This window comes from Pseudoalteromonas sp. T1lg21 (assembly GCF_002964625.1).
In the GTDB taxonomy this organism is placed as follows: Bacteria; Pseudomonadota; Gammaproteobacteria; order Enterobacterales; family Alteromonadaceae; genus Pseudoalteromonas; species Pseudoalteromonas gelatinilytica.
Genome location: NZ_PQBX01000056.1, coordinates 693,960 through 718,267, shown reverse-complemented (window position 1 = coordinate 718,267; position 24,308 = coordinate 693,960). Strand labels below are relative to the sequence as shown.

The following is a 24,308-nucleotide window of genomic DNA, read 5'->3' as shown; positions in this document are numbered from 1 at the left end:
CTAGCTGGGGATCTTCATATGTGCTTAAAAGCTATATTGAGCACCTACATACACGTAGCGACCTGCACCACCGCCGTATGCGCTATAGTAATTACCGCGTCCTGAAGGGTAGAAATCCCCTTTATTATCGAACACGTTATTTACACCACCGAATACGCGCAGTTGGCTCTGCTCACTCAGTGACATGATGTAAGACGCTGAAATGCTGTGTTTTAAGAACGAGCCATAATCTTGGTAGGCAAGTTTCTCTGGATTACTGATACAGGTATCTTCACCAGCCTCACAGCGGGCATCATTTTCGGCAATATACTCTTGGTAATCCTCTTCAAGACTTTGGCTTGCAATGAATGAGCCTAAGTAATTAGTGCGCCAGCGAATACGTAAGTTGTCGTTACGCCATGTTACTGACATTGAAGCTTTATCTTTGCTGCTACCGTAACCTGCGTAGTGGCTAGTCACTAAGCTGCCATCAAGCCCTTCATAGGTTTGTGAGTTTTCGATTACATGGTTGTAATCTAGTTTAAACGATAACTGACCTAGGTTATCTAAATCGAGTTTGTACTGTGCAACTACATCGTAACCGCGAGCAGTTAGCTCATCGAGGTTATATTGACGTTGTAAGATTTTAATAATATTACCTTCGCTGTTGCGGGTAATGTCATTACAAAATACGTTGTCTTCGCCCCATGCAGCTTCAGAGTTGTAGCACTCACGCATGATGTTTTCATTACTGATCTGCGAAATCGCATCAACAATGGCAATATCGTAGTAATCAACGGCAAGATTAAAGTTTTCTAAAAATGCTGGAGCGACGGTGATACCAAAGGTGTAAGTATCTGCGGTTTCCTCCTTTAGATTTTCGTTACCAGTCCCCGGTGAGTAGCTGTTGTTCTCATCGCTAAATTCAAAGTCTGGATCAGCAGCAAGTTGCGCAGCTAACGTCGGCTCTTTGCGGCAGTTATCGTGACCTGGTTTGGTTGATGTTGCCGTTAAACCGTCACAAATATCATCATAGCTGTCGTAATCGCCACGCGGTGGTGACATAAGCTCTGTGATTGTTGGCGCACGTTGAGCACGGGCGTAGTTTGCTCTAAATGCATAGCCTTCGACTGGCTCCCAAAATACGCCTAGCTTGTAGCTGGCAACGGTATCCACATTATCCATGCTGTAATTTGCTAAACGTAATGAGGTTTCTGCGCTTAGGCTTTTTGCTAAAGGGGCATCTTTTAACAGCGGGATCGCAAGCTCTGCAAAGGCTTCATAGACCTCAACTTCACCATAAAAATTTGGTACATAGTTAAAGGTAATACCGCCTGCTTTCATGTCGTCGCTGGTTGATAGGTCTTGGCTGTCTTTACGGTATTCACCACCAAATACCGCAGATACGGAGCCAGCTGGTAATTCAAATAAATCACCCGCAACGTAGCCAACCACACCGTATTGTTTTATTTCGGTATCAATAATTGGGTTGGTACGGATCCAAGCAGCCATCTCTTCGGTGATAGATCCCTCACCAAATAAGTTAATTGGCACACAGCCTTCAGCACGAGCTGCTTCATCAATACATTGAATGGTGCCATCCGCTAATTCTTCTGCTTGCAAAGCTTGATTAAGTTTTACAGTATTTAATTCATTGCTACGAATTTGGTGTTGGGTAAAACGACCATAACTTGCAGATACATCCCAGTCCCACTCGCCGTTAAATAGGGTGCCTTGAAGACCTGCCCAGCTACGAATCGTTTTACGGGTATTATCGGTGCTGATATTACCCACTTCACTGAAGCGGCGATCCCAATAAATGCGATTTTTATATGGGTTAGCATCAAGGATTTCTTGTGGCACATACGGGTTGTCGATTGGGATATAACCTGGTGCCACATCTGCAAGGGGCTCGCCAGTGGTAGGGTCGTAACGTGGTACATAGGCACCTTCGTATTCATCTTCAGGTGACTTATCGTTAAACGAACCGCTTTCACTGTATTGTACTTGTGCGTAGAACATTACATCGTCAGTTAAGTCGTAATCGATTTTCACTGCCGCTGAAACGTTATCGCTTGGAACATCAAGCATCACGTATTGATTTGAATTCACACCGTAAATTTCTTCGTTGTCTTTCCAATCATTACGTAGAGTTTGACCGTCATACCAAAACTGAGTGTCGTTGTTACTATTTTCTAAGAACACACCGCCCGGAATACCGTCGCTCTTACTCACCCAATCAGCTTGTGTGATATCGCGCATACACTGATAACCATCTTTAGTCAGCATTTGGTTACACATCTGCTCATCATCATAGCGATAAGCGTCTTCTACTTGCGCGCGTTTACGGTCGTAATAGCTCATACCGAAATCACGGTCCCAGTTGGCACTGAAGTAAGCATAACCACGTTCGTCAGCAAACGAGGTACCGTAGTTTAAATCAAGGGTAAACTCTTTACCGCCGCCATCGGTGGTTTCACCTGTGTTTGCTTTAAAATCAAAGCCTTCTTTTTTTGATTGGGTGATGATATTCACTACACCTGCTACAGCATCTGCACCATAAGTTGCAGATGCGCCACCACTGATTATTTCAACGCGCTCAACCATGCCGCTCGGAATGGTATTTAAACTGACATAGTTGCCGCTATAGCTATTAGAAACAACACGACGACCATCAATCAGTGTGAGGGTACGGTTTGCGCCTAAATCTCGAAGTTGAACCGTCGATAAACCGGTCGCTGAAACACTTGATTGGCTGGTGGTATTACCTATGCTCTCGCTAAGAGCAGGCATGTTATCAACCAAAATATCAGATAAGTTGGTTAAACCTGTATCGGCAATGGCTTCACGGTCCATTGTGACCAGCGGTGTCGGAATTGAAAAGCTATCGCGTTTAATACGTGAACCCGTTACAACGATTTTTTCCGGCTCTTCAGTTTGTTCATTGGCTGTTGGGGTGGTGTTGGCAGTGCGGGCAATCTCAGCCTCATTGGCAAATGCATGTTGGCTAAAACCACTGGCAACAGCAAGTGCAATAGCACAAGGTTTGGTTAGTAGATTTCTCACAGGCGTTCCTAGTTGTTTTATTTTTAGTTTTTGGAACCAGAGTGATGCTCTTTTAAGGGCAGTTAAAATATACAGTGAGCAGCACTCTGGTTGGTCGGTATTGACGTGAAAATATTTATAGAAATGTGAACTTAACTACAATATTAGGTGGCTCGTTTATGTCTCTATTTTACATCTATTGAATATCTATTCTTTATAAATCAGTGATTTGAAAGGTTGATGTTGTTAACTGTTTTGCAACGTTAAAGCTGGTGAAAGGGCCATTTTTAAGATAAATTGATAGGGCTTTATACTGCTGTACTTCTAAAATGGGGTTTTATTTAGAGTTAATGGAAACATCTAATCGCGCTTATCAGCTGGGCTCATGCATTGTTAACCCGCTCGAAAATAAACTGATCTGTAATGGCTGTGAACAGCTTTTGCAGCCTAAGTTTATTGAGCTGTTAGCTTGCTTAGTGGCGCGATACCCTGAACCCATCACCCGTGAAGAGCTCATCAATCATGTATGGGAAGGCAATTTTTACGTAGGTGAAAAAGCCCTAACAAATGCAATTTGGCATTTACGAAAAGCATTCAAAGAACTCGATCCAGAACAAACTTACATAGAGACATTACGTAAAACGGGTTATCGCGTTTTGTTAAAGCCCGAGCCAATAGACGCAGCGGATAAAGAAAACCCTATAGGCTTTAGTGTAACAGGGGCGCAAATTCGCCAGCTGTTTGTGGCTTTGTGTGTCATTAGCTTGGTGGTGATGTATTGGTTGTTCTCTTCGCCTGCTAAGCAAACAAATACAAGCTTTGTGCTACCGCTTAATAGCATCGAAAGCGTGACTGCAAGCCCCGGTCGTGAGATTTATCCTTCAATTTCTAATGACCAACACTATTTGGTGTATTCATGGCGACAGCTTGGTAAACAAAATAATCTATATTTGCGGGATTTACATTTTCCTGAGCACCCAGCAAAGCAATTAACAGACTCACCGTTTACCGAAGGACGCTCAGTGTTTAGCCCCGATGCAAATACTTTGTACTATTACCGCACGGCCTCTGATGTTTGTGAAATTGTAAAACTGTCTTTGATAAACGCCACTAGTGTCGTGCTAGGGCAGTGCAGTAATAACTATGCGCCTGATCTTGATATCAGTAGTGATGGTAAAACCTTAGCCTACATTGCTGATCACACTAGCGAGTCTGGTGACTATGTCACTCGTATCAAACTGCTTGATTTACGGGCAAAACAAACAAAAGAAACCGTTATTCCTTGTAATGATGATTGCGGCACTGTGTATGAGTCTGTGTCGTTTTCGCCTGATGCACAGCGAGTTGTGGTTACACGTAATGTTAAAAACAATCAAAAAGCGCTGTTTTTAATTGATGTAAAAACAGGACAAAGCCAACGCTTAACTCATGACTTTGTTGATATTCATGGTGTGGATTGGCATCCATCTAAGGAGCAACTGGCGTTTAGTGCTGTTGAGGGTGGTAAACGTTATGGTTATTTCTACGATATTAATAATCAGACCCTAATCAACACGCAAATTGCTGGCATGAGCTCACCTAATTACAGTAGCGATGGCAGTGTTTATTATCATCAGTGGGATTTAGATAAGGTGATCACGCGGCTGAAAATCGACGAACAAGTGGCCAATTCGCCGTTTTCTATGTTGTCGACCAATTTTAGCTCGCTATTCCCTGAATACAATCAGCAGCAAAATAAACTGCTGTATGTGTCGAATGAATCGGGCAGTTCACAGCTTTGGATTGTTAACCCCGATAGCAGCTCGTGAAAGCAGCTTACTGACTTTGCTCATAACACCGGGGAAATTCGTGATCCAACTTGGTCAGTCGATGGACGCTATATTTTGTTTTCATTGTATGACAATGGCAGCACCCGCTTATATTTTTATGATTTCAAAGTAGAGCAAAGCCAACAAATCAAACTGCCATTTAGTCATGCAGTTAAACCCAAATTTAGCGCGGATAGCCAGCATATTTTGGTGTCTGATGGAGACTATCTTTACCGTTATGACTTAACAGGTAAAAGCCTCGGCAAAGCAATTGAGGTGCCAGCGCAGTATGGCGTTGAAACACAAACGGGCGATTTTTTATTTACTAATTCCCGCCATGCTATTTGGATTAAACATCATGATACGGGTGTTGAAGAAATGCTGGTGAATGATATTAAATTAGCGCGCAGTTATGCCTGGTTGCTGGTGGCAAAGAACGCGTACCATGAGGGGCGTATTTATTATTATAAAGAGCGCCTAGGTGATTACCGGATTAGCTACTACGACTTAGCAAGTAAGCAGCATCATGATTTAATTGCCTTACCTGAGCGAGCTTATAGTCGCTCATCGGGTCTGACCTACATACCCAATGAGCGTTGGCTAGTTTACACTGCGTACTTATCGCCTGAGATAGAAATCAAGCGCTTACCGGCAGCCTATTTGCCAAAGTAATTAACACTTACGGTAAATATCAGCATCCATATCGTAAATATTAACGCTTAGGCTATACGAGCGGCGGCAATATGTTTTTAAGCAACTTAGCAATTGCTCACTGAGCATTTGCTTTTGCTCTATGGTTCTGCCTGCCATGATTGATGCGCCGATGTGGATAAAGCCATCTTTACCTTCTCCTAATTCGTAATGCTGATAAGCAATTGCACGAGTCTTTATGGTCGAAAGTTCAAATAAGCCAGAGTCAAACGCGGCTTTATGGACTTTTTCAACTAACACTTGTGGCAGAATTGGTAAGTCTTCTGAGTGTTCTATAACAATGTGCGGCATGGGGTCTTCCTTAAAAGCGGTAACTAAAACCGATGTTTGTTTGAAATTGGTTTAACACATCACCATCAAAGTGCCATAGACATTGATTGTCTTCTGAGGTTGGCAATGTGCACGATACGTTACTTGCATTATTTACAATAGTTGCCAGCCAGCGAGTTTCAACATAAACCCGGGCTTGTTCGGTAATTAAATAATCTGCGCCGGCATAAAGGCCTGAGGTAAAAAACGTATCGGAGTCGGCAAAGTCAGTACTGACATGATTTGCGCCAATTTGGGCACCCACAAAACCAACTACACGGTCAGCTAATGGCACTTCTACAGCACTTTGAAAGAGCAGGTATTGCATCTCGACTTGCTTGTTGGTTTGGTCTTTCATATCTAGTTCTGTTGCTGAATAAAAGAACCCATAGCGAGCATTATCAATGGTTCTATCTAGGCTGACTGTAAAATGGCTGTCATCCTCAAGCTCAATTTTTAGGTTTTCTTCGGTTTGCACCGAGTTAGTAAAGTTTTTGCCGAAACCAGCGCTAATAGAGTAGCCAGCGTGAGCGGTACTACTTAAGAACATTAAACACAGTAAACCAAGCGATTTTTTCATTGTTTAGGTGCTCGTTGTTGAAGATATTTTGAGATAGTATTGAAACATAGCAAGCAAATCGTTGTAAACGGACAACTATCGCTTTTTAATAAGGAACACTAGGATGAAGTTACTAAAATTAGCGGCACTTACTGCGCCATTGATTTTGTTGAGCGGTTGCTCGGATGACGCTGCTTCGGTGAGTTTAGGATTATTCACGACCAAAGATATTAAAGTGGTATCACAACAAGATCCGCTTATAAGCGGTGTTACTTGCCACATCAGCCATATTGAAGCGAATCTTGATTTTGCTGATCCATCTGATATGTCTATTGCATGTCGTCAAACTGGCCCCATTACCGCTGAACAATTACAGCAAATTGACCGTAGTAAATCGGGCGAAGTGGTTTTTAAGTCATCGAAAAGTATTTTGTTTAAATCGTTAAAAGTACGTCGTATTTATGATGCGCCAACACGTACTCTTTTATATTTGTCTTATTCAACGAAAGAGTCGAGCGGCAGCCATCATCATGCTTTATCAACTGTGCCTCTTTACAATACGGATGCATGGCAATGGGCACAATCACAAGAGTAATTTATGTTAGCGTTATTTAAGTCAGCTCCAGTTGTTGATGAGCAAGAGCAGCAGTGGTTAATCGATACCTTTTTATGGGCAGTTGAGCACTTTGATAGTGAATATTTTTTAAAACACACACAAATCATTTTACCTAACGGGCAGTTCTTTCCGGATAGGGTGTCGAGCGTCAGTGAAATGGCTGAAAAAGTATTTAGTCGAGTTGTTGATTATGCGGGGATGCAGGCGTGGCCAATTAACTTAGTTGCGCCATCTGGGCTTACACCGCAGGTGTTTCCGCATTTTGAGTTTCAAGACAATTTACGCGGTAGCGAGGCAAGTTTAATTGTGCCGGCAAATCATCCGGTGAATATCTCGTTTAACCCGAACCAAATCAATCAACCACAAGATTTAGTGGCAAGTTTTGCTGGTACCTTAGCGACTATTTTGATTCACCATGTAGGTGTCTTACCGCCCGGCGGTAAAGAGTACTTACCGCAAGCGAGCGATGCATTGGCATGCTATTTAGGCTTTGGGGTAATGATGAGTAATACGGTGTATCAATTTAAAGGAGGCTGCGGCTGCGGTTATAACCCTTATGCCAATCGCCAAGCGGCGCTGACTGAGCCACAAACGCTATTTATGCATGCGCTAGTTACGCATTTTAAAGGGGATAATCAGTCGAAGAAGTTTTTAAAACCCCATTTACGCAGCCAATATAAAAAAGCGCAAAAGCAAATTAAAGCATTGGTGAGTGACAGTGCAAATCCGTTGTTATTGGCATTAGATGAACAAGCAGTAGGGTGATATTGAGTGCAGTATTTAGATGAGTTTTTATTGATAGCCATTGCTCACTTTTTTGCAGTAGCAAGCCCAGGCCCTGATTTTGCAATTGTACTCAAGCAAAGTATTCAACAGGGTCGTAAAAATGCGCTGTGGACCAGTGCCGGTGTTGGTGCGGCTATTCTTTTGCATATTGCTTATTGTGTATTAGGTGTGGCGTTAATTTTATCGCAGTCGCCTAGCTTATTTATGGCTTTAAAATACCTTGCAGGGGCTTATTTGGCTTACTTAGGTGTACAAGCATTACGTAGCGCAAAACCTACCGATAGTACGCAGCAAATTCTTGCTCCTGCTGAGCCTGAATCTGTGTATAAAGCATTTCGATGTGGCTTTTTTACCAATGCCCTTAACCCCAAAGCAACACTGTTCTTTATGTCGTTGTTTACTCTTGTGATTAGCCCTGACACACCTGTTTTAGTGCAGGCTGGATATGGCGTGTATATGGCAATGGCGACTTGGCTGTGGTTTTCATTTTTATCATTGGTGTTATCAAAAGCATCAGTGCGAGCATTTTTCTTAAAAAGCGGATACTGGTTTGATAGAGGCATTGGGGTGATCTTAATTGCCTTAGCTATTCGCGTTGTTGTGTGAGGTGAATATGGCGCTGTATAACTTTTCATTTGGTTCAAATATGTCATCGAGTCGATTGCTGGCAAGGTTGCCTGAAGCAAAGCGGGTGGGCACAGCTGTTTTAAAAGGCTATGAGCTGACGTTTGATATGGTGAGTACCGATGGCTCTGCGAAATGCAGCGTGCGTAAAACAGCGCAGCTAGATGCCTTAGTGTATGGCGTTGTGTATCAGTTAAACGAAGCTGAAAAGTCGATTCTAGATGACATTGAAGGGCCGCGTTATGACTGTGTGGATATTACAGTTGAACTCATTGATGGCGAGCAACTTGCTGCCCATTGTTATATTGCTAACACCTTAGATGAGTCTTTACTGCCATTCGACTGGTATCTTCAGCATGTTCATCGCGGAGCGCTTGAAGCAGGTGTACCAAATCATTACAGTGAAGCAATACTCGCAAGACCAAGTTGCGATGATCCAGATAAAACCCGAGCAGCGAGAGAGTTCGCTATTCACAACAATAAAAATCACCAAGGGACATTATGACATTTCGTAAATTAGCCGTTGCCGCGGCGCTGTTATCAAGCTGTTCGTTTTACAGTTATGCTAATATCGATAGTAAGAAAATTGAAAAAGTAATCGAAACTTCAATGGCACGTTTTGATGTGCCGGGTATGGCAGTGGCGATTGTTGAAAATGATAAAGTCGTATTAGCTAAAGGCTTTGGTATCGCAAACCTTGATACGGGTAAAAAAGTAAATAAAGACACCTTATTCGGTATCGCGTCAAACACCAAAGCATTCACCGCAGCAGCGTTAGCTAAATTAATTGATGAAGGTAAGCTGAGTTGGGATGACAAAGTGATTGATCATCTACCAGAGTTTCGTCTTTATGACCCTTATGTCACGCGTGAAATGACCATTCGCGATTTACTAAGCCACCGTAGCGGTTTGGGGTTAGGACAAGGCGACTTAATGATTTGGCCTGATACTGACAAATCAATTGAGGAAATTATCGCAGGTCTAAAATACTTAAAACCAGCGAGTAGCTTTCGCAGTAAATACGCGTATAACAACTTAATGTTTGTAACAGCCGGTGAGGTAGTAGCCCGTGTTTCAGGCATGAGCTGGAATGATTACATCGAGAAGAATATTCTTCAGCCACTTGATATGAAAAACTCACGTGCAGGTTTTTCACGGATTCCTAGTAGCAATAAAAACTGGGCGACAGGTCATATTCCAATGGATGGCCAACTTCATCCATTTTTTGTGAACTACCTTGAAGATTTCCGTGGCGCTGGTGCGATTGCATCAAGCGTGAGCGACATGAGCCAATGGCTACGCACGCAGCTTGCTCATGGCAAAATGCCAAATGGCCAGCAGTTATTCACTGAAAAGCAGCAGCAACAAATGTGGCATCCGCACATTACCTCAATGGCATCAAAAAGTGCTTATGAAGCTTACCACCAACAATTTAGAGGTTATGGTTTAGGTTGGAGCATTGAAGATTTCCACGGCATTAAAAAGCTAGGCCACGGTGGTGGTATCTTAGGTATGGTGTCTCAAGTGACTTTAGTACCTGAGAAAAACCTTGGTATTGTTATTTTGAGTAACCAGCAAGCGTTTAGCGCGCTCTCTGCAGTGACCTATGAAGTGCTCGAAGATGCATTAGATCTTGAAGATAAAGACTGGGTTGAAGATCTTGCTAAAAAGCACTTTGAAGGTAAAAAAGAAGCTTACGCAAACGCAAAACCAGAAACACCTGCGGATTATCAACCAAAATTGCCGAACATCAACTACACAGGCACGCTGCACGATAACTGGTATGGTGATGTGGTTATTGAAGAGTTAAATGGCCAGCTACGTATTGATTTTACACATACAAAGCGTTTGAAAGGTCAGCTTGAGCATTACACAGGGAATACGTTCATTGTTAAGTGGGATGAAAAGTTACTTGAAGCCGATGCTTACATTGAGTTTCAAATGAGCCCTGATAACCGAGTGAGTAGTGCGAAAATGCGCGCTGTCTCAACGGCGGTCACAGACTTTAGTTTTGACTTTAGAAATTTAGATTTACGCGCTAAAAAGTAAACCAAAGTCGCAAAGCCACCGTTAGGTGGCTTTGTTATACTGGGGGAAAATAATTCAAGGAGCGTATTATGAGAACGGCAGTTATCTCACATCCATTTTGTCGTAAACATAAAATGATTGAGGATCACCCCGAATGCCCCGCGCGTTTAGATGTGATCACCGACCGCTTGCTAGCAAGTGGTGTTGATGTGGCAATTACTCACTTACAAGCTCCTAAAGCCAGCCGCGACGATTTTTTACGTGCTCATGATGAATCTTTGGTTAGTCATGTAGAGCAAACAATTCCCGCTGAAGGGCTTGCTGAATTAGACGGCGACACATGGCTGTGCCCAGATTCAATGAAAGCGATTGAACGAGCCGTTGGCGCTGGATTACTCGCCGTTGATGAAATCCTTGATGATAAGCTGGATGCCGCGTTTTGTTCTGTTAGACCACCAGGACATCATGCAAACCGCAGTACCTCTGCAGGATTTTGCGTTTTTAATAACCTAGCCATTGCCGTGAAGTACGCGCAAAGCAAAGGTGTAAAACGCATCGCTATTTTGGACTTTGATGTACACCATGGCAACGGCACACAAGATATCTTTTTAGATGATGACACTGTGTTGTTTTGCTCTTTGTTTCAACACCCGTTTTACCCAAATACCGCCGTTGAAAATAACGCGACGTTAGTGAACTCACCGCTGCCAATTGCCAGTGATGGTAATGACTTAAAAGCTGTTTATCTTGAGCAGTGGTTGCCAAAACTCAATGAATTTAAACCTGAACTATTGTTTATTAGCGCCGGGTTTGATGCTCATCTTGAAGATGACATGGCAAGCTTGAAGTTTGTTGAAGACGATTACGCATGGCTAACCACACAGCTAGCAGAGTTTTGTCAGCAACAAGATTGCAAGGGGATTATCTCTTATCTTGAAGGGGGCTATGCTTTATCAGCCCTTGGTCGCAGTGCCGTTGCGCACATTAAAGCACTGGTGGATGCCCCTTAATCTACCAGCATCGCAAAGGCTTGCGGTGGTGCAAGCCGAGTAACCTTACTTAAGCAGCACACTCCTTCTTGTGCTAGATATTCTGTCACTCTATTCGCAAGTTCAACGTCAGTTAACGCTTTCACGCTTTCTCCCTGCAAGTTGACATACTGCCCTGTTGTTAAAAGCAAGATAGCTTCTTGCTGCTGCTCTTCACTCAAACCATATACAAAGCTTTCTATATCGGCTTCATCTTCTACTAATGCTATTTCATGAGCAGAAAAGATAATCTTAGGAAATGATGAGTGCATTTATTGTCCTGTGTCAAAGTTGCCAAGGTTGAAATGATTATAATTGCCAATTCATGTAAGAACTAGGAAAGTCGACTTATGAATCAACCAAGACGACATCAAAAGGTCAGTGATGTCTTTTCGCAAAAGCTGGTATCGTGTCCTGCGCATACGCCTTTGGTCGATGCGGTGAGGTTGATGCATGTTCACAATGTGACGGCGATTTTTATCAAGCATGAGCAATCCGTGGTTGGGATTTGGACGGAAGCTGATTGTTTGAAAATTGACATCAGTAGCCCGCTTTATAAAAACCTAGCCATTCACGAGGTCATGTCAGCGCCTGTTATTACGGTGCCAAATCAATGCTCAGTCAGTGATGCAACCTTGCGTTTTCAACAGCATGGCATTCGCCATTTATTGGTGATGGATAGCGAGAACCAGCCTGCAGGTATGTTAAACCTTTCAGATATTGTGCATAACCAAGGTTTGGACCACTACCTACAATTTCGGCCTATTCATGAGCAGTATCGCACTGACCTAAAGATAGTTGATGCGCAAACACCGATAGAAGAGGTTGTGCAACTGATGCGGGCAGGCCGCCTTGATAGTGTACTGGTTTATAACCAAGAGCTTGAACTGCACGGTATTATTACTCAGCGTGATATTGTTGAGCTGATCATTCAAACCGAGTGGCTAAATCCTTGTTGGCAATATGCTAGCTACCCGCTCATTGAAATTGATTGTGAAAGCAGTTTATTTGATGCGTATCGCACTATGACAGAGCGTAATGTGCGTCATTTGGTGGTCAGAGATGATGAAATTTGCGGGGTGATTTCATTTGCTGATTTGATCACTGAGATTGAATCAGCTTATTGCTGCGAACTTGAGCGGGCAATTGAGCAGCGTGATATTGCTTTGCAAAAGTCACAACGTAACTTGTTTTTGGCAAATAAAATTATTGATGCTTCACTCGATGGCATCATGCTAACCCGTAAAGACGGCACGATTATTCAAGTTAACCCTGCTTTTACTAAACTGACCGGCTTTGCCGAGCATGAAGTAATTGGTAAACGCCCCAATATTTTAAGCTCTACAAAACATAGTCGCTCGTTTTATCAAAAAATGTGGCATGCCATTGAATACGAAGGGGTCTGGCAAGGAGAGATCTGCAATTGCAAAAAAGATGGTGAAGAGTATGTTGAGTGGCTCACCATTATTCAAATAAAAGATCCTAACTTTGATGAAGTACTTTATGCGGCAATTTTTAGCGATATTACAGAGCGCAAACGTGCAGAAGAAAAAATTGCCCAGCTTGCCTATTACGACGAATTAACAGGCCTGCCTAATCGACGCTTATTTCATGACAGACTCTCTATTGCTCTTAGCACCGCCAAGCGAAACCACGATCTATTAGCGGTGATGTTTATCGACTTAGACCGCTTCAAAGAGGTTAACGACAGTTTAGGGCATGACGCTGGTGATAACTTATTGCAGCAAGTGGCAGAGCGTATTTTATCAATTCTTCCTGAAGGGGATACCCTTGCACGCTTAGGTGGCGATGAGTTTGTTCTTCTATGCGAAGTAAATCGGGTTGAAACACTGCTCAACTTTGCCGAGCAAGTCTTGCAGCAAGTGAGTATGCCGCTTGCTATTAACGAGCACGTGGTTGCGATTACAGCCTCTATTGGCGCGGCGGTTTACCCTGATGATGGCGTAGATAGCGCTACACTGCTTAAGCATGCTGATATTGCTATGTACCGTGCTAAGGAGGTGGGCCGTAATTCATTTCAATTATTCAAACCAGCGATGAATGCACGCTCTTTAGAGCGATTGGCTATGATGAGCCGATTACAAAACGCCATCGAAAGCGATGAGTTTGAGCTTTATTTCCAACCTAAGCAGCAATTAAATTCAGGCAAAATTTTAGGGGTAGAGGCACTGTTACGTTGGCATGAGCCAAACCTTGGAGTGATTTCACCTGCTAAGTTTATCCCTCTTGCTGAAGAGCTAGGCCTAATTGTGAAACTTGATTTATGGGTCATCGAGCAGGCCTGTAAAGAGTTAGAAAAATGGCAGCAACAAGGCATTGAAGCAGGGCGCTTAGCAATTAATATTTCGGCTAATCACTTACGTCAGGGACAATTAGCATCGAATGTTGAGCGCTTACTTGAGCGTTACAATGTAGACCCACACAAGCTTGAAGTAGAGCTTACTGAAAGCTGTTTTATCAGCCACTTTAGTGAGGCTAAGCAAGAGCTACTCGCGCTTAAAAAGCTAGGTGTGCATATTACGTTAGATGACTTTGGAACGGGCTATTCGGCTTTAAGTTACTTAACCAAACTGCCAATTGATACGTTAAAAATAGATGCCAGCTTTATCGCAAAAGTACCCGATGAATACGGTAATAGTGAAATTGTTACGGCGATTATTAGCCTGGCGAAAAGCTTGAGTATTCATGTTGTCGCAGAAGGGGTAGAGAAGGTAGAGCAGTTAAAGTACTTACGTTCACTTAACTGCGATACCATTCAAGGCTATTACTTTTGCCGCCCAATAGCGAAGCAGCAATGGTATGACTTTTATCTTAATACCGAAAAAAGTGCTTAAGCTAGGCTAATTTCGTAAGAAGTAAACTTACGAATATTAATGACGCCAGTATCAAAAATTAAGTACTGGCCTTTAATGCCTTTTAAAATACCCGATACTTCTGGTGCTTTATCAAAATTAAAAGAGCTGATTTTGCTTGGGTATTCACTTACTGGGTAATCTAGCTCAACCACCCCTTCATCGAGCTTTTCAATGGCTGTTGCGCCAAATAGCTCTGCAAGCTCACTCAGCTTAGCATCAATTTGTGGGATCAACTCTCTGGCAGCGGCTTTTAAATCAATCGCTTCAGATTGGCCTTTTAACATGTTTCGCCAATTGGTTTTATCAGCAATAAACTCGGCTAAGGCAACCTCAACTAAACCCGATTGAAGACGGGTTTGTACTTTGAAGATAGGTAAAGCTTGCGTCGCACCTTGGTCAATCCAGCGTGTAGGAATTTGAGTATGGCGGGTAATACCTACTTTTAGGCCTGAAGTGTTGGCTAAATACACGTAATGCGGGATCATGCAGTTTTCTTCACCCCACTGTGGCTCACGACAGGTGCCCTTATCAAAATGGCACGTTTCAGGTTTCATGATACACATGTCACAGCTAGCCAGTTTACGCATACAGACAAAACAGTGGCCTTGAGAGTAGCTTTTCTTGGTTTTTTTACCACAGTTACAGCAAAAAATATTGCCTGTGAAAGTCAGCGTGAGCGGCTTACCAATATAGTCATTTAATGAAACTAGCTCATCACCGATAGGTAGTTGATATTCGACAGGAGAGGTCAGTGTCGACTTTAATTTTCTGATCGTACCTTGCATCTTTACATGGCCCCTAAAGATGTTAAAAAAGGCAGTGTAACACGGCCTATTTAAATTGTGAGGCAATAAAGCTTAGATACTCATTAATCGGCACCGCTTTGCTGTAATAATAGCCTTGCCCTTGATCTGCGCCCATCTTGATCAGCATTTTTTCTGTTTCTTGGTCTTCAATGCCTTCGATGGTGATATTCATATCAAGGTTATGGGCCATATCAATGGCCGTTTTTACCACCACTTGGTTGGTGGTGTTATTCACTAAATCCAGAATAAAGCTCTTATCGACTTTAATCGTGCTAAATGAATAATTTACCAAGTAGTTTAACGACGAGTAACCAGTACCAAAATCATCGAGTACCACTTTGCTACCGAGTTTATTAAGTTCGCTGATAAAGCTAACCATTTCATCATGGTTTTTTATAAGCGCAAACTCAGTTAACTCAAACTTTAACTGACTCGCAGTAATGCCATGTTTTAAAATGGTGTTTTCGACCTTTTCGACAAGCTTAGGGATCGCGAGATTCTTGGCACTTAAATTAACGCTAATGGTATGGTCGCGATAGCCTTGTCGATTAAGCTGGGCTGCGGCTAGGCAAGCCTGATCAATCACCCATAAGCTCAACTCGTTAATTAAACCAGTACGTTCAGCCAATAAAATGAGTTGCTCAATATCCAGGTATTTCCCTGCTGTAGGCCAGCGTAACAATGCCTCTGCGCCACAGATAGCACCGCTGCGCAAATTAATAATGGGCTGTAAGTAAATGGCTAAGGTATTGCTTCGCATTGCTTGTTGTAACTCGGCGGCAAGGCTGACATCCATATCGATATGCGGTGTGTTAAAGTCGATGTTTTGCTGCTTTTGTGACAGACCTAAGTAGCCACGTTGTAGCCAAATATCAAAGCCATCATCACTCACCGGTTCGGTAATGCTATGGCGGTAGTAAAGCTGCAGGTCTAAGCCTGCCACTTTATATTGCTTAGGCAGCTGTTTGCATAAGTTGCTAAGTTCTTGGTGTAGCTCTGCTTGTGATTGAATTTTGGTAGAAATAAAAGCCAGTACACCATTGCCTAAGTCAGCTACTTTTGGACTATTATCTAACGCCGATTCTAAATTAATAAATTGCCTATTCTTATTAATTTGGTGCTCTAGCGATTGGGCAACAGTGATAATTATTTGGCTGCTTTGGCTTGGCTTTAGAATACTCATTAGGGCATTAAATTGCTCGATTTTCACTAAGCAAAGGTTAGCGAGTCTTTGCTCCGAGGTAATTGCCATATAGGCTTGTTTGAGCATTGCTTGGTTAAGTAGCTCAGTCTGTTGAGTATGGGTTGCATGATACAGCGCTTTTTCACGTTGATAACGAACGCGGTCTGCCAGCGCCATTGCCATGAGCACAATCTCACAGAGAATGGCGACTAAAAATATGTGCCTAACGGCAAAGCTGTAGGGAATAAAGCCTGTAAGTTCTAACGGCTGAATGGCTGCGCCTACAATCAGTGGCACCCACGACATGACATAAAACTTTGCCCACCTAAAACCGCTCACCAACTTTTTGTAAATCATGCAAATACATAAAATGTATAACGGCACCATGATGGCAAAAAAGATTTTTGAAGAATGGTATTCCAGCATAAAAAAGCTGATAAGACTGAGACTAAACAGCAGGGCTAAAAAGCTGATACTGAGCTTGTATAGGCGACAATTATCTTTATGGTAGCGTAAGAACATGGTGCAGAACGCGACGGTGAAAAATGCAATCGCATAGTTACTGAAGACCACTTGCTCATTAAAAAAGATTTGCCACGATAACGGCCATAAATAAAAACCAAAGCCGAGCACTGAGCCCATAAGTAGCAGTGCTGAGATGATGTAGCCTATATAAATAAGGTAGACGCGGTCACGGATCCCTAAAAATAATACCAAGTTATACAAAGCTGCCATGATCAGCACACCAATGAAGATCCCCCAAATTCCTGATTGCGAACGTAGTAGGTCTTGAAACTCTTTTTCACCATAAATATTAATAGGTGTTTTGCTAATCCCAACCGTATCTATTTTTATAATGAGGGATGTTTGTTCATAGCCCTGCATTGTAAGCATGCTGTGCGGTGTACTGTACTGAAACAAACTAAGACCAGATACTTTATCACCCAACTCGGTTGTATCTATAAGCTGCCCCTTATCATCAACATGATAAACGCTAAGGTAATCAACCATAGGGTTATCAAAGTGAATTGCCAGCTCCACAGGTTTTGCTTGGCGGTTTTCTAAATCAAGCTTTAACCAATAATCTTGCGCCGCTAAATCCCATTCAACATCTTTAAAAGGGCGATGTTTAAGCTTGTCTGGCTCTGCTAAAAACTGCTCGAGAGTCAGCGCTTTACTGGTATCAATTCGATACGCCGTATTACTGTAGATGGGGGCTGTTTTATCTATGGTGTAGCGGGTAGGGCTGGCTAAATGTGCAGCTAGGGTAGCAATGATAAAAAACAAAATTGTCAGAATAAGAAATGAAACAAAGTTATATTTCAGTGCTTTATTATTCAAAATTAGTTCTTTATCTAGGTAAATGTTCTTAACAGTGTAGCATTAAAAAAGCGCAGATAAACTGCGCTTTTTTCAGAATTAGACTGGTTTGACCTTAATTCTGTTCGCGAGCAATAGCACGGTAAGCGATATCAGTACGATATTCCATGCCTTCCCAGCTGATTTGATCAACCAGTTTATAAGCACGTTGCTGCGCTTCAGTTACTGTGTTGCCAAGTGCCGTAGCACAAAGTACACGACCGCCAGCTGTTACTACGTTGTCGCCGTCTTGCTTAGTCCCTGCGTGGAATACTTTCTCACCTTCAGGGTAAGTAACTTGCAAGCCGCTGATTGCATCACCTTTCGGGTAGCTATCTGGGTAGCCTTTAGCTGCTAATACAACACCGACTGCTGCACGTGGGTCGAACTCGATTGCTGTTTTATCTAGTTCTTCACGGTTAGCCGCTTCGATAAGTTCAACAAGATCAGACTTAAGACGAAGCATCATTGGTTGTGTTTCAGGGTCGCCAAAACGACAGTTGTATTCGATTACTTTTGGCGTGCCATCAGCGGTGATCATTAAACCTGCGTATAAGAAACCAGTGTAAGGGTGGCCTTCTTTTGCCATGCCTTCAACCGTTGGGTAGATCACTTCGTTCATAATACGTTGGTGAATTTCATCAGTCACTACTGGTGCAGGTGAGTATGCACCCATGCCGCCAGTGTTTGGACCTTGGTCACCATTGTAAGCGCGTTTGTGGTCTTGGCTGGTTGCAAATGGCAGTACGTTTTTGCCATCAACCATCACGATGAAAGAAGCTTCTTCACCTTCTAAGAACTCTTCGATAACTACACGGCTACCCGCTTCACCGAAGCTGTTGCCTGCAAGCATATCGCGGATAGCTTCTTCAGCTTCAAGCTCTGTCATCGCAACGATAACGCCTTTACCAGCTGCTAAGCCATCAGCTTTAACAACAATTGGCGCACCTTTTTCTTTTAGGTAAGCCAGTGCAGGGTCGATTTGTTCAAACGTTTGGTAATCAGCTGTTGGAATGTCGTGACGTGCTAAGAAGTCTTTAGTGAATGACTTCGACCCTTCTAGCTGTGCAGCACCTGCTGTTGGGCCAAAGATAGCTAGACCGTTTTCACGGAATGTATCAACTACACCTAAAACAAGCGGTACTTCTGGACCAACAATGGTTAATTCAACGTTGTTTTCTTTAGCAAAAGTAACTAAACCTGCTAGGTCTTCAACATTGATAGCAACGTTTTCTAGTTTTGGCTCAAGTGCAGTACCTGCGTTACCTGGTGCGACGAAAACGGTGTTTACTTTAGTATTTTGTGCAGCCTTAAACGCAAGAGCGTGTTCGCGGCCGCCACTGCCGATGACAAGTACATTCATGGCGTATAATCCTATTTATAGCGGTTTTTTAAACTTCAGCGTCATACGATCACTTTCACCAATTGCTTTATACTTCGCGGCATCTTGCTCGCCTAAACGAAGGCTTGGTGGTAGTGTCCACACCCCTTTAGGGTGATCTGCTGTATCAAGTGGGTTTGCATTAATGTCACTGCTTGCCACCAGTTCAAAGCCAGCTTGCTTTGCAATATCAACTACATAGCTTTGCTTCATATAACCTGATGATTTCTGATCTTCATCACTGCGCGCTTCAGGTAGGCGGTGTTCAACCACACCTAAAGTGCCGCCAGGTTTAAGTGCTTTATAAAATGCTTTAAACGCACTTAACGCGCCTTCTTTATCTTTACCCATGTACCAGTTGTGTACATTTCTAAATGTTAAGACAAGATCTGCGCTACCCGCTGGTGCAATATCAAGATGCGTCACTGGCGCAAACTCAGTCAGTTTTACTTCACTGAAGCGTGCGTCATCGCTCATCTTTTTCTTAAAACCAGCTAATGAGCGTTGGTAATAACCCACGTCAGAATCAGCAGGGAAATGTGCCGCGTAGTAAACACCATGGCCTTTAACAGCCGGTGCAAGGATTTCACTGTACCAACCACCGCCCGGTGCAATTTCAACAACGGTCATGCTTGGCTTGAAGCCAAAAAACTCAAGTGTCTCAACTGGATGGCGATATTGATCACGTGCGCTATTTTTAGCATCACGTTCGCTTGATTGCACGGCTTGTGTAAGCGCTGATTCATGGCCATGGCTTAAAGCCTGTGCTGATGTCAGTGCAAGGCTTGCAACAAGTAACGACTTAACGGCAAATTTCATCATCTGTTCCTTCATTATATGGGTAATTATTATTATTAATCAGAATACGTGAATTTGTGGCAAACAAAAAGGGTTAAGCTATTTGCTTAACCCTTTATGTGATTAGTGGCGGAAATGGCGCATACCTGTAAATACCATTGCCATACCAGCTTCGTCAGCTGCAGCGATAACTTCTTCATCGCGCATTGAACCACCTGGTTGAATAACAGCGGTGATGCCAGCTTCTGCAGCTGCATCAATACCGTCACGGAATGGGAAGAATGCATCCGATGCCATAACTGAACCTTTTACTTCAAGGTTTTCGTCAGCGGCTTTGATACCTGCAATTTTAGCTGAGTAAACGCGGCTCATTTGACCTGCGCCTACACCAATCGTCATACCATCACGTGCATAAACAATCGCGTTAGACTTAACGAATTTAGCTACTTTCCAGCAGAATAATAAATCTTTTAATTCTTGCTCAGTTGGTTGACGCTTAGATACAACTTTAAGGTCGCCTTGCGTTACCATGCCTAGGTCGCGGTCTTGAACTAGAATACCGCCATTAACACGCTTGATGTCGTGACCTGTTGCATTACCCGTCCATTCACCACATTCTAATAAACGAACGTTTTGCTTAGCAGATACGATTTGTGCAGCTGCTTCAGATACTTTAGGTGCAATGATAACTTCAACGAATTGACGAGAAACAATTGCTTCAGCTGTGTCTGCATCAAGCTCTTTGTTGAATGCGATGATGCCACCAAATGCTGATGTAGGGTCAGTTTTGAATGCACGATCATAGGCTTCAAGAATGTTGTCACCAATTGACACACCACAAGGGTTCGCATGTTTTACGATAACACACGCTGGTACGTCGAATTCTTTTACACACTCTAATGCTGCGTCAGTGTCAGCAATGTTGTTGTAAGAAAGAGCTTTACCTTGCAGTTGAACCGCAGTCGCAACAGATGCTTCAGTTAAGTCGTTTTCAACATAAAAAGCAGCGTCTTGGTGTGAGTTCTCACCGTAGCGCATATCTTGCTTTTTAGTGAACTGCATGTTGATAGTGCGTGGGAATTTAGTCTCTTCAGCAGCTTCTTCTGTGTAGTCAGGAACCATTTTGCCGAAGTAGTTTGCAATCATGCCATCGTACTGAGCTGTGTGCTCGTAAGCTGCGATAGCTAGGTCAAAACGTGTTTTATACGTTGTAGAGCCGTTGTTGCTTTGCATTTCGCTGATTACACGGTCGTAATCTTTTGCATTTACCACGATAGTCACGTCTTTATGGTTTTTCGCCGCAGCGCGAACCATAGTTGGACCACCGATATCAATGTTTTCAATCGCATCTTCTAGGCTGCAGTCTTCTTTCGCAACAGTGTTTGCGAAGGGGTATAAGTTAACTACAACGATATCGATAGCAGAGATGTTATTCTCGCTCATTACGTCTTCATCTTGACCGCGACGCGCTAGGATGCCGCCGTGAATTTTAGGATGAAGTGTTTTTACGCGACCATCCATGATCTCAGGGTGACCAGTATGGTCAGATACTTCAGTGACTTTGATGCCGTTATCAGCAAGTAATTTGCAAGTACCGCCAGTTGATAAAATATCCACGCCTTGTGCTTCAAGAGCGCGAGCAAATTCAACGATACCGGTTTTATCTGACACACTTAATAGTGCGCGACGAATTGGACGATGTGTATCCATTGTAGTTTTGATTACCTCAATGTTTGAGCTAGCTTAGAAAGGCGGTATTTTAACTGAATATGCTTTAAAAAACGACGTTTAAAGCGTGAGGATTTTGCATAGTTTTTAACAGCTATAAAAAAAGCACCTTAAGGTGCTTTTTTCAATAACTTATTACCAGTTACTATGAAGCTGTAAGCAATTATAACGATAGCTCGTTAGAATGATTACGGATTCAATATAACGGGTATTAGTTCATGCCGTATTTTTTAAGCTTTTTACGTAAAGTACCACGGTTGATACCTAGTAAGATTGCAGCACGAGTTTGGTTACCACGTGTGTACGTCATTACTTCTTCAAGTAATGGTGCTTCTAGCTCAGAAAGAACAAGGTCGTACACGTCTTGTACGTCTTGACCATTAAGTTGCTTTAAGTAGTGATGAACAGCTTTTTTCACTGCATCACGCAACGGCTGTGGTTTCTCGTGTGACTGTACATGAGGGTTTGTGATAAATGGAGAAGTCACGTTTTGTTCGAACATCGTTATATGTCTCTTTCTTTCTTAGTTAGCTGCTAGTGTTTTAAAGTATTCTTCTAATGCGTCGACTTGTGCCTGTGGGTTATCTAACGCATTAAATACTCGCCTAAACTGACCGTCACTGTCATGGGTTTGCAAATACCAAGATACATGCTTTCGAGCGATACGCGCTCCCATTGGCTCCCCGTAAAACTGATGAAGATTGTCTAAATGCTCCATCAAAATGCTACGCACCTCTGCAATTTCAGGTGCTGGCAAATGTTCTCCAGTTCGCAAATAGTGGTCTATCTCCCTAAAAATCCAAGGGCGACCTTGGGCGGCTCGACCAATCATAATGGCATCTGCACCCGTATAATCCAAAACCTGCTTTGCTTTTTCTGGTGAAGTAATATCACCATTGGCAACTACAGGGATAGACACTGAACGTTTTATTTCCCTAATCGTGGCGTATTCAGCTTCACCTTTATACATACATGCGCGCGTTCGCCCATGTACCGCCAGTGAGGCAATGCCATAACGTTCAGCAATTCTCGCAATCTCGACACCATTACGGTTATCCTGATCCCATCCAGTACGGATTTTTAAAGTGACAGGGACATCAACAGCGTTTACAACGGCATCGAGTATCTCTTGTACTAATTCAGGAAACTGTAATAAGGCAGAGCCTGCGAGTTTCTTATTCACTTTTTTAGCAGGGCACCCCATATTAATATCTATGATCTGTGCACCATTGCTGACATTGAATTGTGCTGCCTGCGCCATAAGCTCAGGATCGGCTCCGGCGATTTGCACCGAGCGAATTCCCGACTCACCGCTGTGATCCATACGGTTCATCGATTTTTCGGTTTTCCATACTTTCGGGTTTGACGAGAGCATTTCAGATACAGCTAGGCCTGCACCTAAGCGACGGCAAAGTTGTCTAAATGGTCTGTCTGTAATGCCTGCCATTGGCGCGACAATTACGTTGTTCTCAAGTTGGTATGAACCGATACGCACGTTATTCAATAGGCCTCTTTTCAAGGGGCGCTAAGTTTACGGTTTTTTTTGCAAAAATCAAAGGCTATAAATTGAACAAAAGTGACTTTTTTTTGCCCTTTTTGTATTGACATTTGATAACAGTTTGACAGAAAGGTTGATTTGTTTGATATTTGAACAAAAATATTTTTGCTGTTGGAAAAGTGAGAATCTACTAACTGTAAAAATAAGGTAAAGCCTGTTAAATACTGGCTTTACCTATTAGATTAGAGTAAATACTCTTTAGCTGTTAAGCGTGCTTAGTACCACTGACTCGGGTCCATTCACCTTCGACTGCAATCTCATCAAGCGCTAAAAATGGCGCATAAACGTCGGCTACAGACTGAGCTTGTTCTTCTAAAATACCCGACATGGCAATTTTACCATTCGGTTTTAAAAGACCTAAGATCACTTCATGTAGTTCGCGAAGCGGTTGCGCAAGAATATTCGCCACGACAATATCAGCTGTAAACTCAGGCTGATCTTCTGGTAAATAGACTTCTAGTTTATCTGCAACGCCATTACGCTGCGCGTTATCTCGGCTAGCTTCAAGAGCTTGAGGATCAATATCGATACCAATCATACGCTCAGCGCCTAGTTTGATCGCTGCTATTCCTAAAATACCCGAGCCACAACCAAAGTCGACCACGGTTTTACCTGTTAAATCTTGGCTTTCTAGCCATTTTAAACAAAGTGCAGTCGTTGCATGGGTACCGGTGCCAAAAGCAAGGCCCGGATCAAGCAATACATTTACAGCATTAGGATCGGGAATATCACGCCAGCTTGGGCAGATCCATAAGCGCTCACCGAATTGAATTGGGTGGAAGTTATCCATCCATTCACGTTCCCAATCTTTATCTTCTAGCTGTTCAATTTTATAAACAAGCTGATCGGCAAGTGTTGCTTCAGCTTTGAGTGTCTCTACAACGCTGTCCATATCGTGGTTTGCGTCATAAAGGCCAATCACAGTGGTATCAGCCCATAGTTGAACTGTACCAAGCTTTGGCTCATAAATTGGGGTATCTTTGGCGTCAACATAGGTTACTGACGCACTGCCAGTGTCCATTAATAAGTCGCTGATTAATTCTGCGTTGTCAGCGTTTGCATTGATGCGAATTTGGATCCAAGCCATGAATATCTCTCGAATAGAAAAAAGGCCGCAACAGCGGCC

General features: G+C 42.9%; 21 protein-coding genes. 9 read left to right on the top strand and 12 right to left on the bottom strand.

From position 1 onward, the window contains the following. Positions 1 to 24: 24 nt before the first annotated feature. Positions 25 to 3,045, bottom strand: coding sequence for a TonB-dependent receptor plug domain-containing protein (locus C2M25_RS13500; RefSeq protein WP_105181323.1), 3,021 nt, complete (start codon positions 3,043 to 3,045; stop codon positions 25 to 27). Positions 3,046 to 3,374: 329 nt separating this feature from the next. On the opposite strand from C2M25_RS13500, the gene C2M25_RS13495 reads away from it, so the two are divergent. Beyond that, positions 3,375 to 4,832: a winged helix-turn-helix domain-containing protein gene (locus C2M25_RS13495; RefSeq protein ID WP_158679724.1), complete on the top strand. Its 1,458-nt coding sequence runs from the start codon at positions 3,375 to 3,377 to the stop codon at positions 4,830 to 4,832. A gap of 75 nt (positions 4,833 to 4,907) precedes the next feature. Beyond that, positions 4,908 to 5,504 (top strand): hypothetical protein, encoded by a 597-nt coding sequence (locus C2M25_RS13490; RefSeq protein ID WP_105181321.1) that lies wholly within the window; start codon positions 4,908 to 4,910, stop codon positions 5,502 to 5,504. Here the strand turns inward: C2M25_RS13490 and C2M25_RS13485 are convergent, their stop codons facing one another. Next, positions 5,505 to 5,834, bottom strand: a complete 330-nt coding sequence (locus tag C2M25_RS13485) for a 5-carboxymethyl-2-hydroxymuconate Delta-isomerase (RefSeq protein WP_063703004.1) — start codon at positions 5,832 to 5,834, stop codon at positions 5,505 to 5,507. Positions 5,835 to 5,844: 10 nt separating this feature from the next. Continuing rightward, a complete protein-coding gene (locus C2M25_RS13480) occupies positions 5,845 to 6,432 on the bottom strand; it encodes an outer membrane beta-barrel protein (protein ID WP_105174887.1) in 588 nt (195 codons plus the stop codon). A 103-nt stretch (positions 6,433 to 6,535) separates the two neighbouring features. Here C2M25_RS13480 and C2M25_RS13475 point away from each other — a divergent pair, with 103 nt between their 5' ends. The 6 genes from C2M25_RS13475 to C2M25_RS13450 all read left to right on the top strand — a co-directional run bounded on the left by C2M25_RS13475 (position 6,536) and on the right by C2M25_RS13450 (position 11,475). After that, entirely contained in the window at positions 6,536 to 7,006 is a 471-nt protein-coding gene (locus C2M25_RS13475) for a CreA family protein (RefSeq protein WP_054551027.1), read from the top strand. 3 nt (positions 7,007 to 7,009) lie between these two features. Then, a complete protein-coding gene (locus tag C2M25_RS13470) occupies positions 7,010 to 7,792 on the top strand; it encodes a hypothetical protein (RefSeq protein WP_105181320.1) in 783 nt (260 codons plus the stop codon). A 6-nt stretch (positions 7,793 to 7,798) separates the two neighbouring features. Then, complete coding sequence (locus C2M25_RS13465; RefSeq protein WP_105181319.1) at positions 7,799 to 8,419, top strand: LysE family translocator; 621 nt, start codon at positions 7,799 to 7,801, stop codon at positions 8,417 to 8,419. Between the two features lie 7 nt (positions 8,420 to 8,426). Next, entirely contained in the window at positions 8,427 to 8,942 is a 516-nt protein-coding gene (locus C2M25_RS13460; protein WP_105181318.1) for a gamma-glutamylcyclotransferase family protein, read from the top strand. Next, positions 8,939 to 10,486 carry a serine hydrolase gene (locus tag C2M25_RS13455; RefSeq protein ID WP_105181317.1) on the top strand — a complete coding sequence of 516 codons (1,548 nt, stop codon included), beginning with the start codon at positions 8,939 to 8,941 and terminating at the stop codon, positions 10,484 to 10,486. The genes C2M25_RS13460 and C2M25_RS13455 overlap by 4 nt, the downstream gene beginning before the upstream one ends. Before the next feature lie 68 nt (positions 10,487 to 10,554). Further along, the gene (locus C2M25_RS13450) at positions 10,555 to 11,475 is read left to right on the top strand and encodes a histone deacetylase family protein (RefSeq protein WP_063703013.1); all 921 of its coding nucleotides are present in this window, start codon (positions 10,555 to 10,557) and stop codon (positions 11,473 to 11,475) included. Here the strand turns inward: C2M25_RS13450 and C2M25_RS13445 are convergent. Then, entirely contained in the window at positions 11,472 to 11,765 is a 294-nt protein-coding gene (locus C2M25_RS13445; protein ID WP_105181316.1) for a hypothetical protein, read from the bottom strand. The genes C2M25_RS13450 and C2M25_RS13445 overlap by 4 nt on opposite strands. Positions 11,766 to 11,843: 78 nt before the next feature. Between C2M25_RS13445 and C2M25_RS13440 the strand changes: the two genes are divergently transcribed. Then, entirely contained in the window at positions 11,844 to 14,348 is a 2,505-nt protein-coding gene (locus C2M25_RS13440) for an EAL domain-containing protein (protein WP_105181315.1), read from the top strand. Here the strand turns inward: C2M25_RS13440 and C2M25_RS13435 are convergent. The 8 genes from C2M25_RS13435 to prmA all read right to left on the bottom strand — a co-directional run bounded on the left by C2M25_RS13435 (position 14,345) and on the right by prmA (position 24,269). Next, positions 14,345 to 15,154, bottom strand: a complete 810-nt coding sequence (locus tag C2M25_RS13435; RefSeq protein ID WP_105181314.1) for a DUF2797 domain-containing protein — start codon at positions 15,152 to 15,154, stop codon at positions 14,345 to 14,347. The two genes, C2M25_RS13440 and C2M25_RS13435, sit on opposite strands and share 4 nt — an antisense overlap. A gap of 46 nt (positions 15,155 to 15,200) precedes the next feature. Continuing rightward, positions 15,201 to 17,699, bottom strand: coding sequence for an EAL domain-containing protein (locus C2M25_RS13430; protein ID WP_105181313.1), 2,499 nt, complete (start codon positions 17,697 to 17,699; stop codon positions 15,201 to 15,203). A gap of 94 nt (positions 17,700 to 17,793) precedes the next feature. Further along, positions 17,794 to 19,080 carry a phosphoribosylamine--glycine ligase gene (gene purD / locus C2M25_RS13425; protein WP_105181312.1) on the bottom strand — a complete coding sequence of 429 codons (1,287 nt, stop codon included), beginning with the start codon at positions 19,078 to 19,080 and terminating at the stop codon, positions 17,794 to 17,796. Between the two features lie 15 nt (positions 19,081 to 19,095). Next, a complete protein-coding gene (locus C2M25_RS13420) occupies positions 19,096 to 19,917 on the bottom strand; it encodes a class I SAM-dependent methyltransferase (RefSeq protein ID WP_105181311.1) in 822 nt (273 codons plus the stop codon). 102 nt (positions 19,918 to 20,019) lie between these two features. Further along, complete coding sequence (purH, locus tag C2M25_RS13415; protein ID WP_063703027.1) at positions 20,020 to 21,606, bottom strand: bifunctional phosphoribosylaminoimidazolecarboxamide formyltransferase/IMP cyclohydrolase; 1,587 nt, start codon at positions 21,604 to 21,606, stop codon at positions 20,020 to 20,022. Positions 21,607 to 21,835: 229 nt separating this feature from the next. Beyond that, positions 21,836 to 22,126: a DNA-binding transcriptional regulator Fis gene (fis, locus tag C2M25_RS13410; protein ID WP_002957804.1), complete on the bottom strand. Its 291-nt coding sequence runs from the start codon at positions 22,124 to 22,126 to the stop codon at positions 21,836 to 21,838. 21 nt (positions 22,127 to 22,147) lie between these two features. Continuing rightward, positions 22,148 to 23,119 (bottom strand): tRNA dihydrouridine synthase DusB, encoded by a 972-nt coding sequence (dusB, locus tag C2M25_RS13405; RefSeq protein WP_171038310.1) that lies wholly within the window; start codon positions 23,117 to 23,119, stop codon positions 22,148 to 22,150. Positions 23,120 to 23,387: 268 nt separating this feature from the next. Beyond that, positions 23,388 to 24,269, bottom strand: coding sequence for a 50S ribosomal protein L11 methyltransferase (gene prmA, locus C2M25_RS13400; RefSeq protein ID WP_063703032.1), 882 nt, complete (start codon positions 24,267 to 24,269; stop codon positions 23,388 to 23,390). Positions 24,270 to 24,308: the final 39 nt, after the last annotated feature.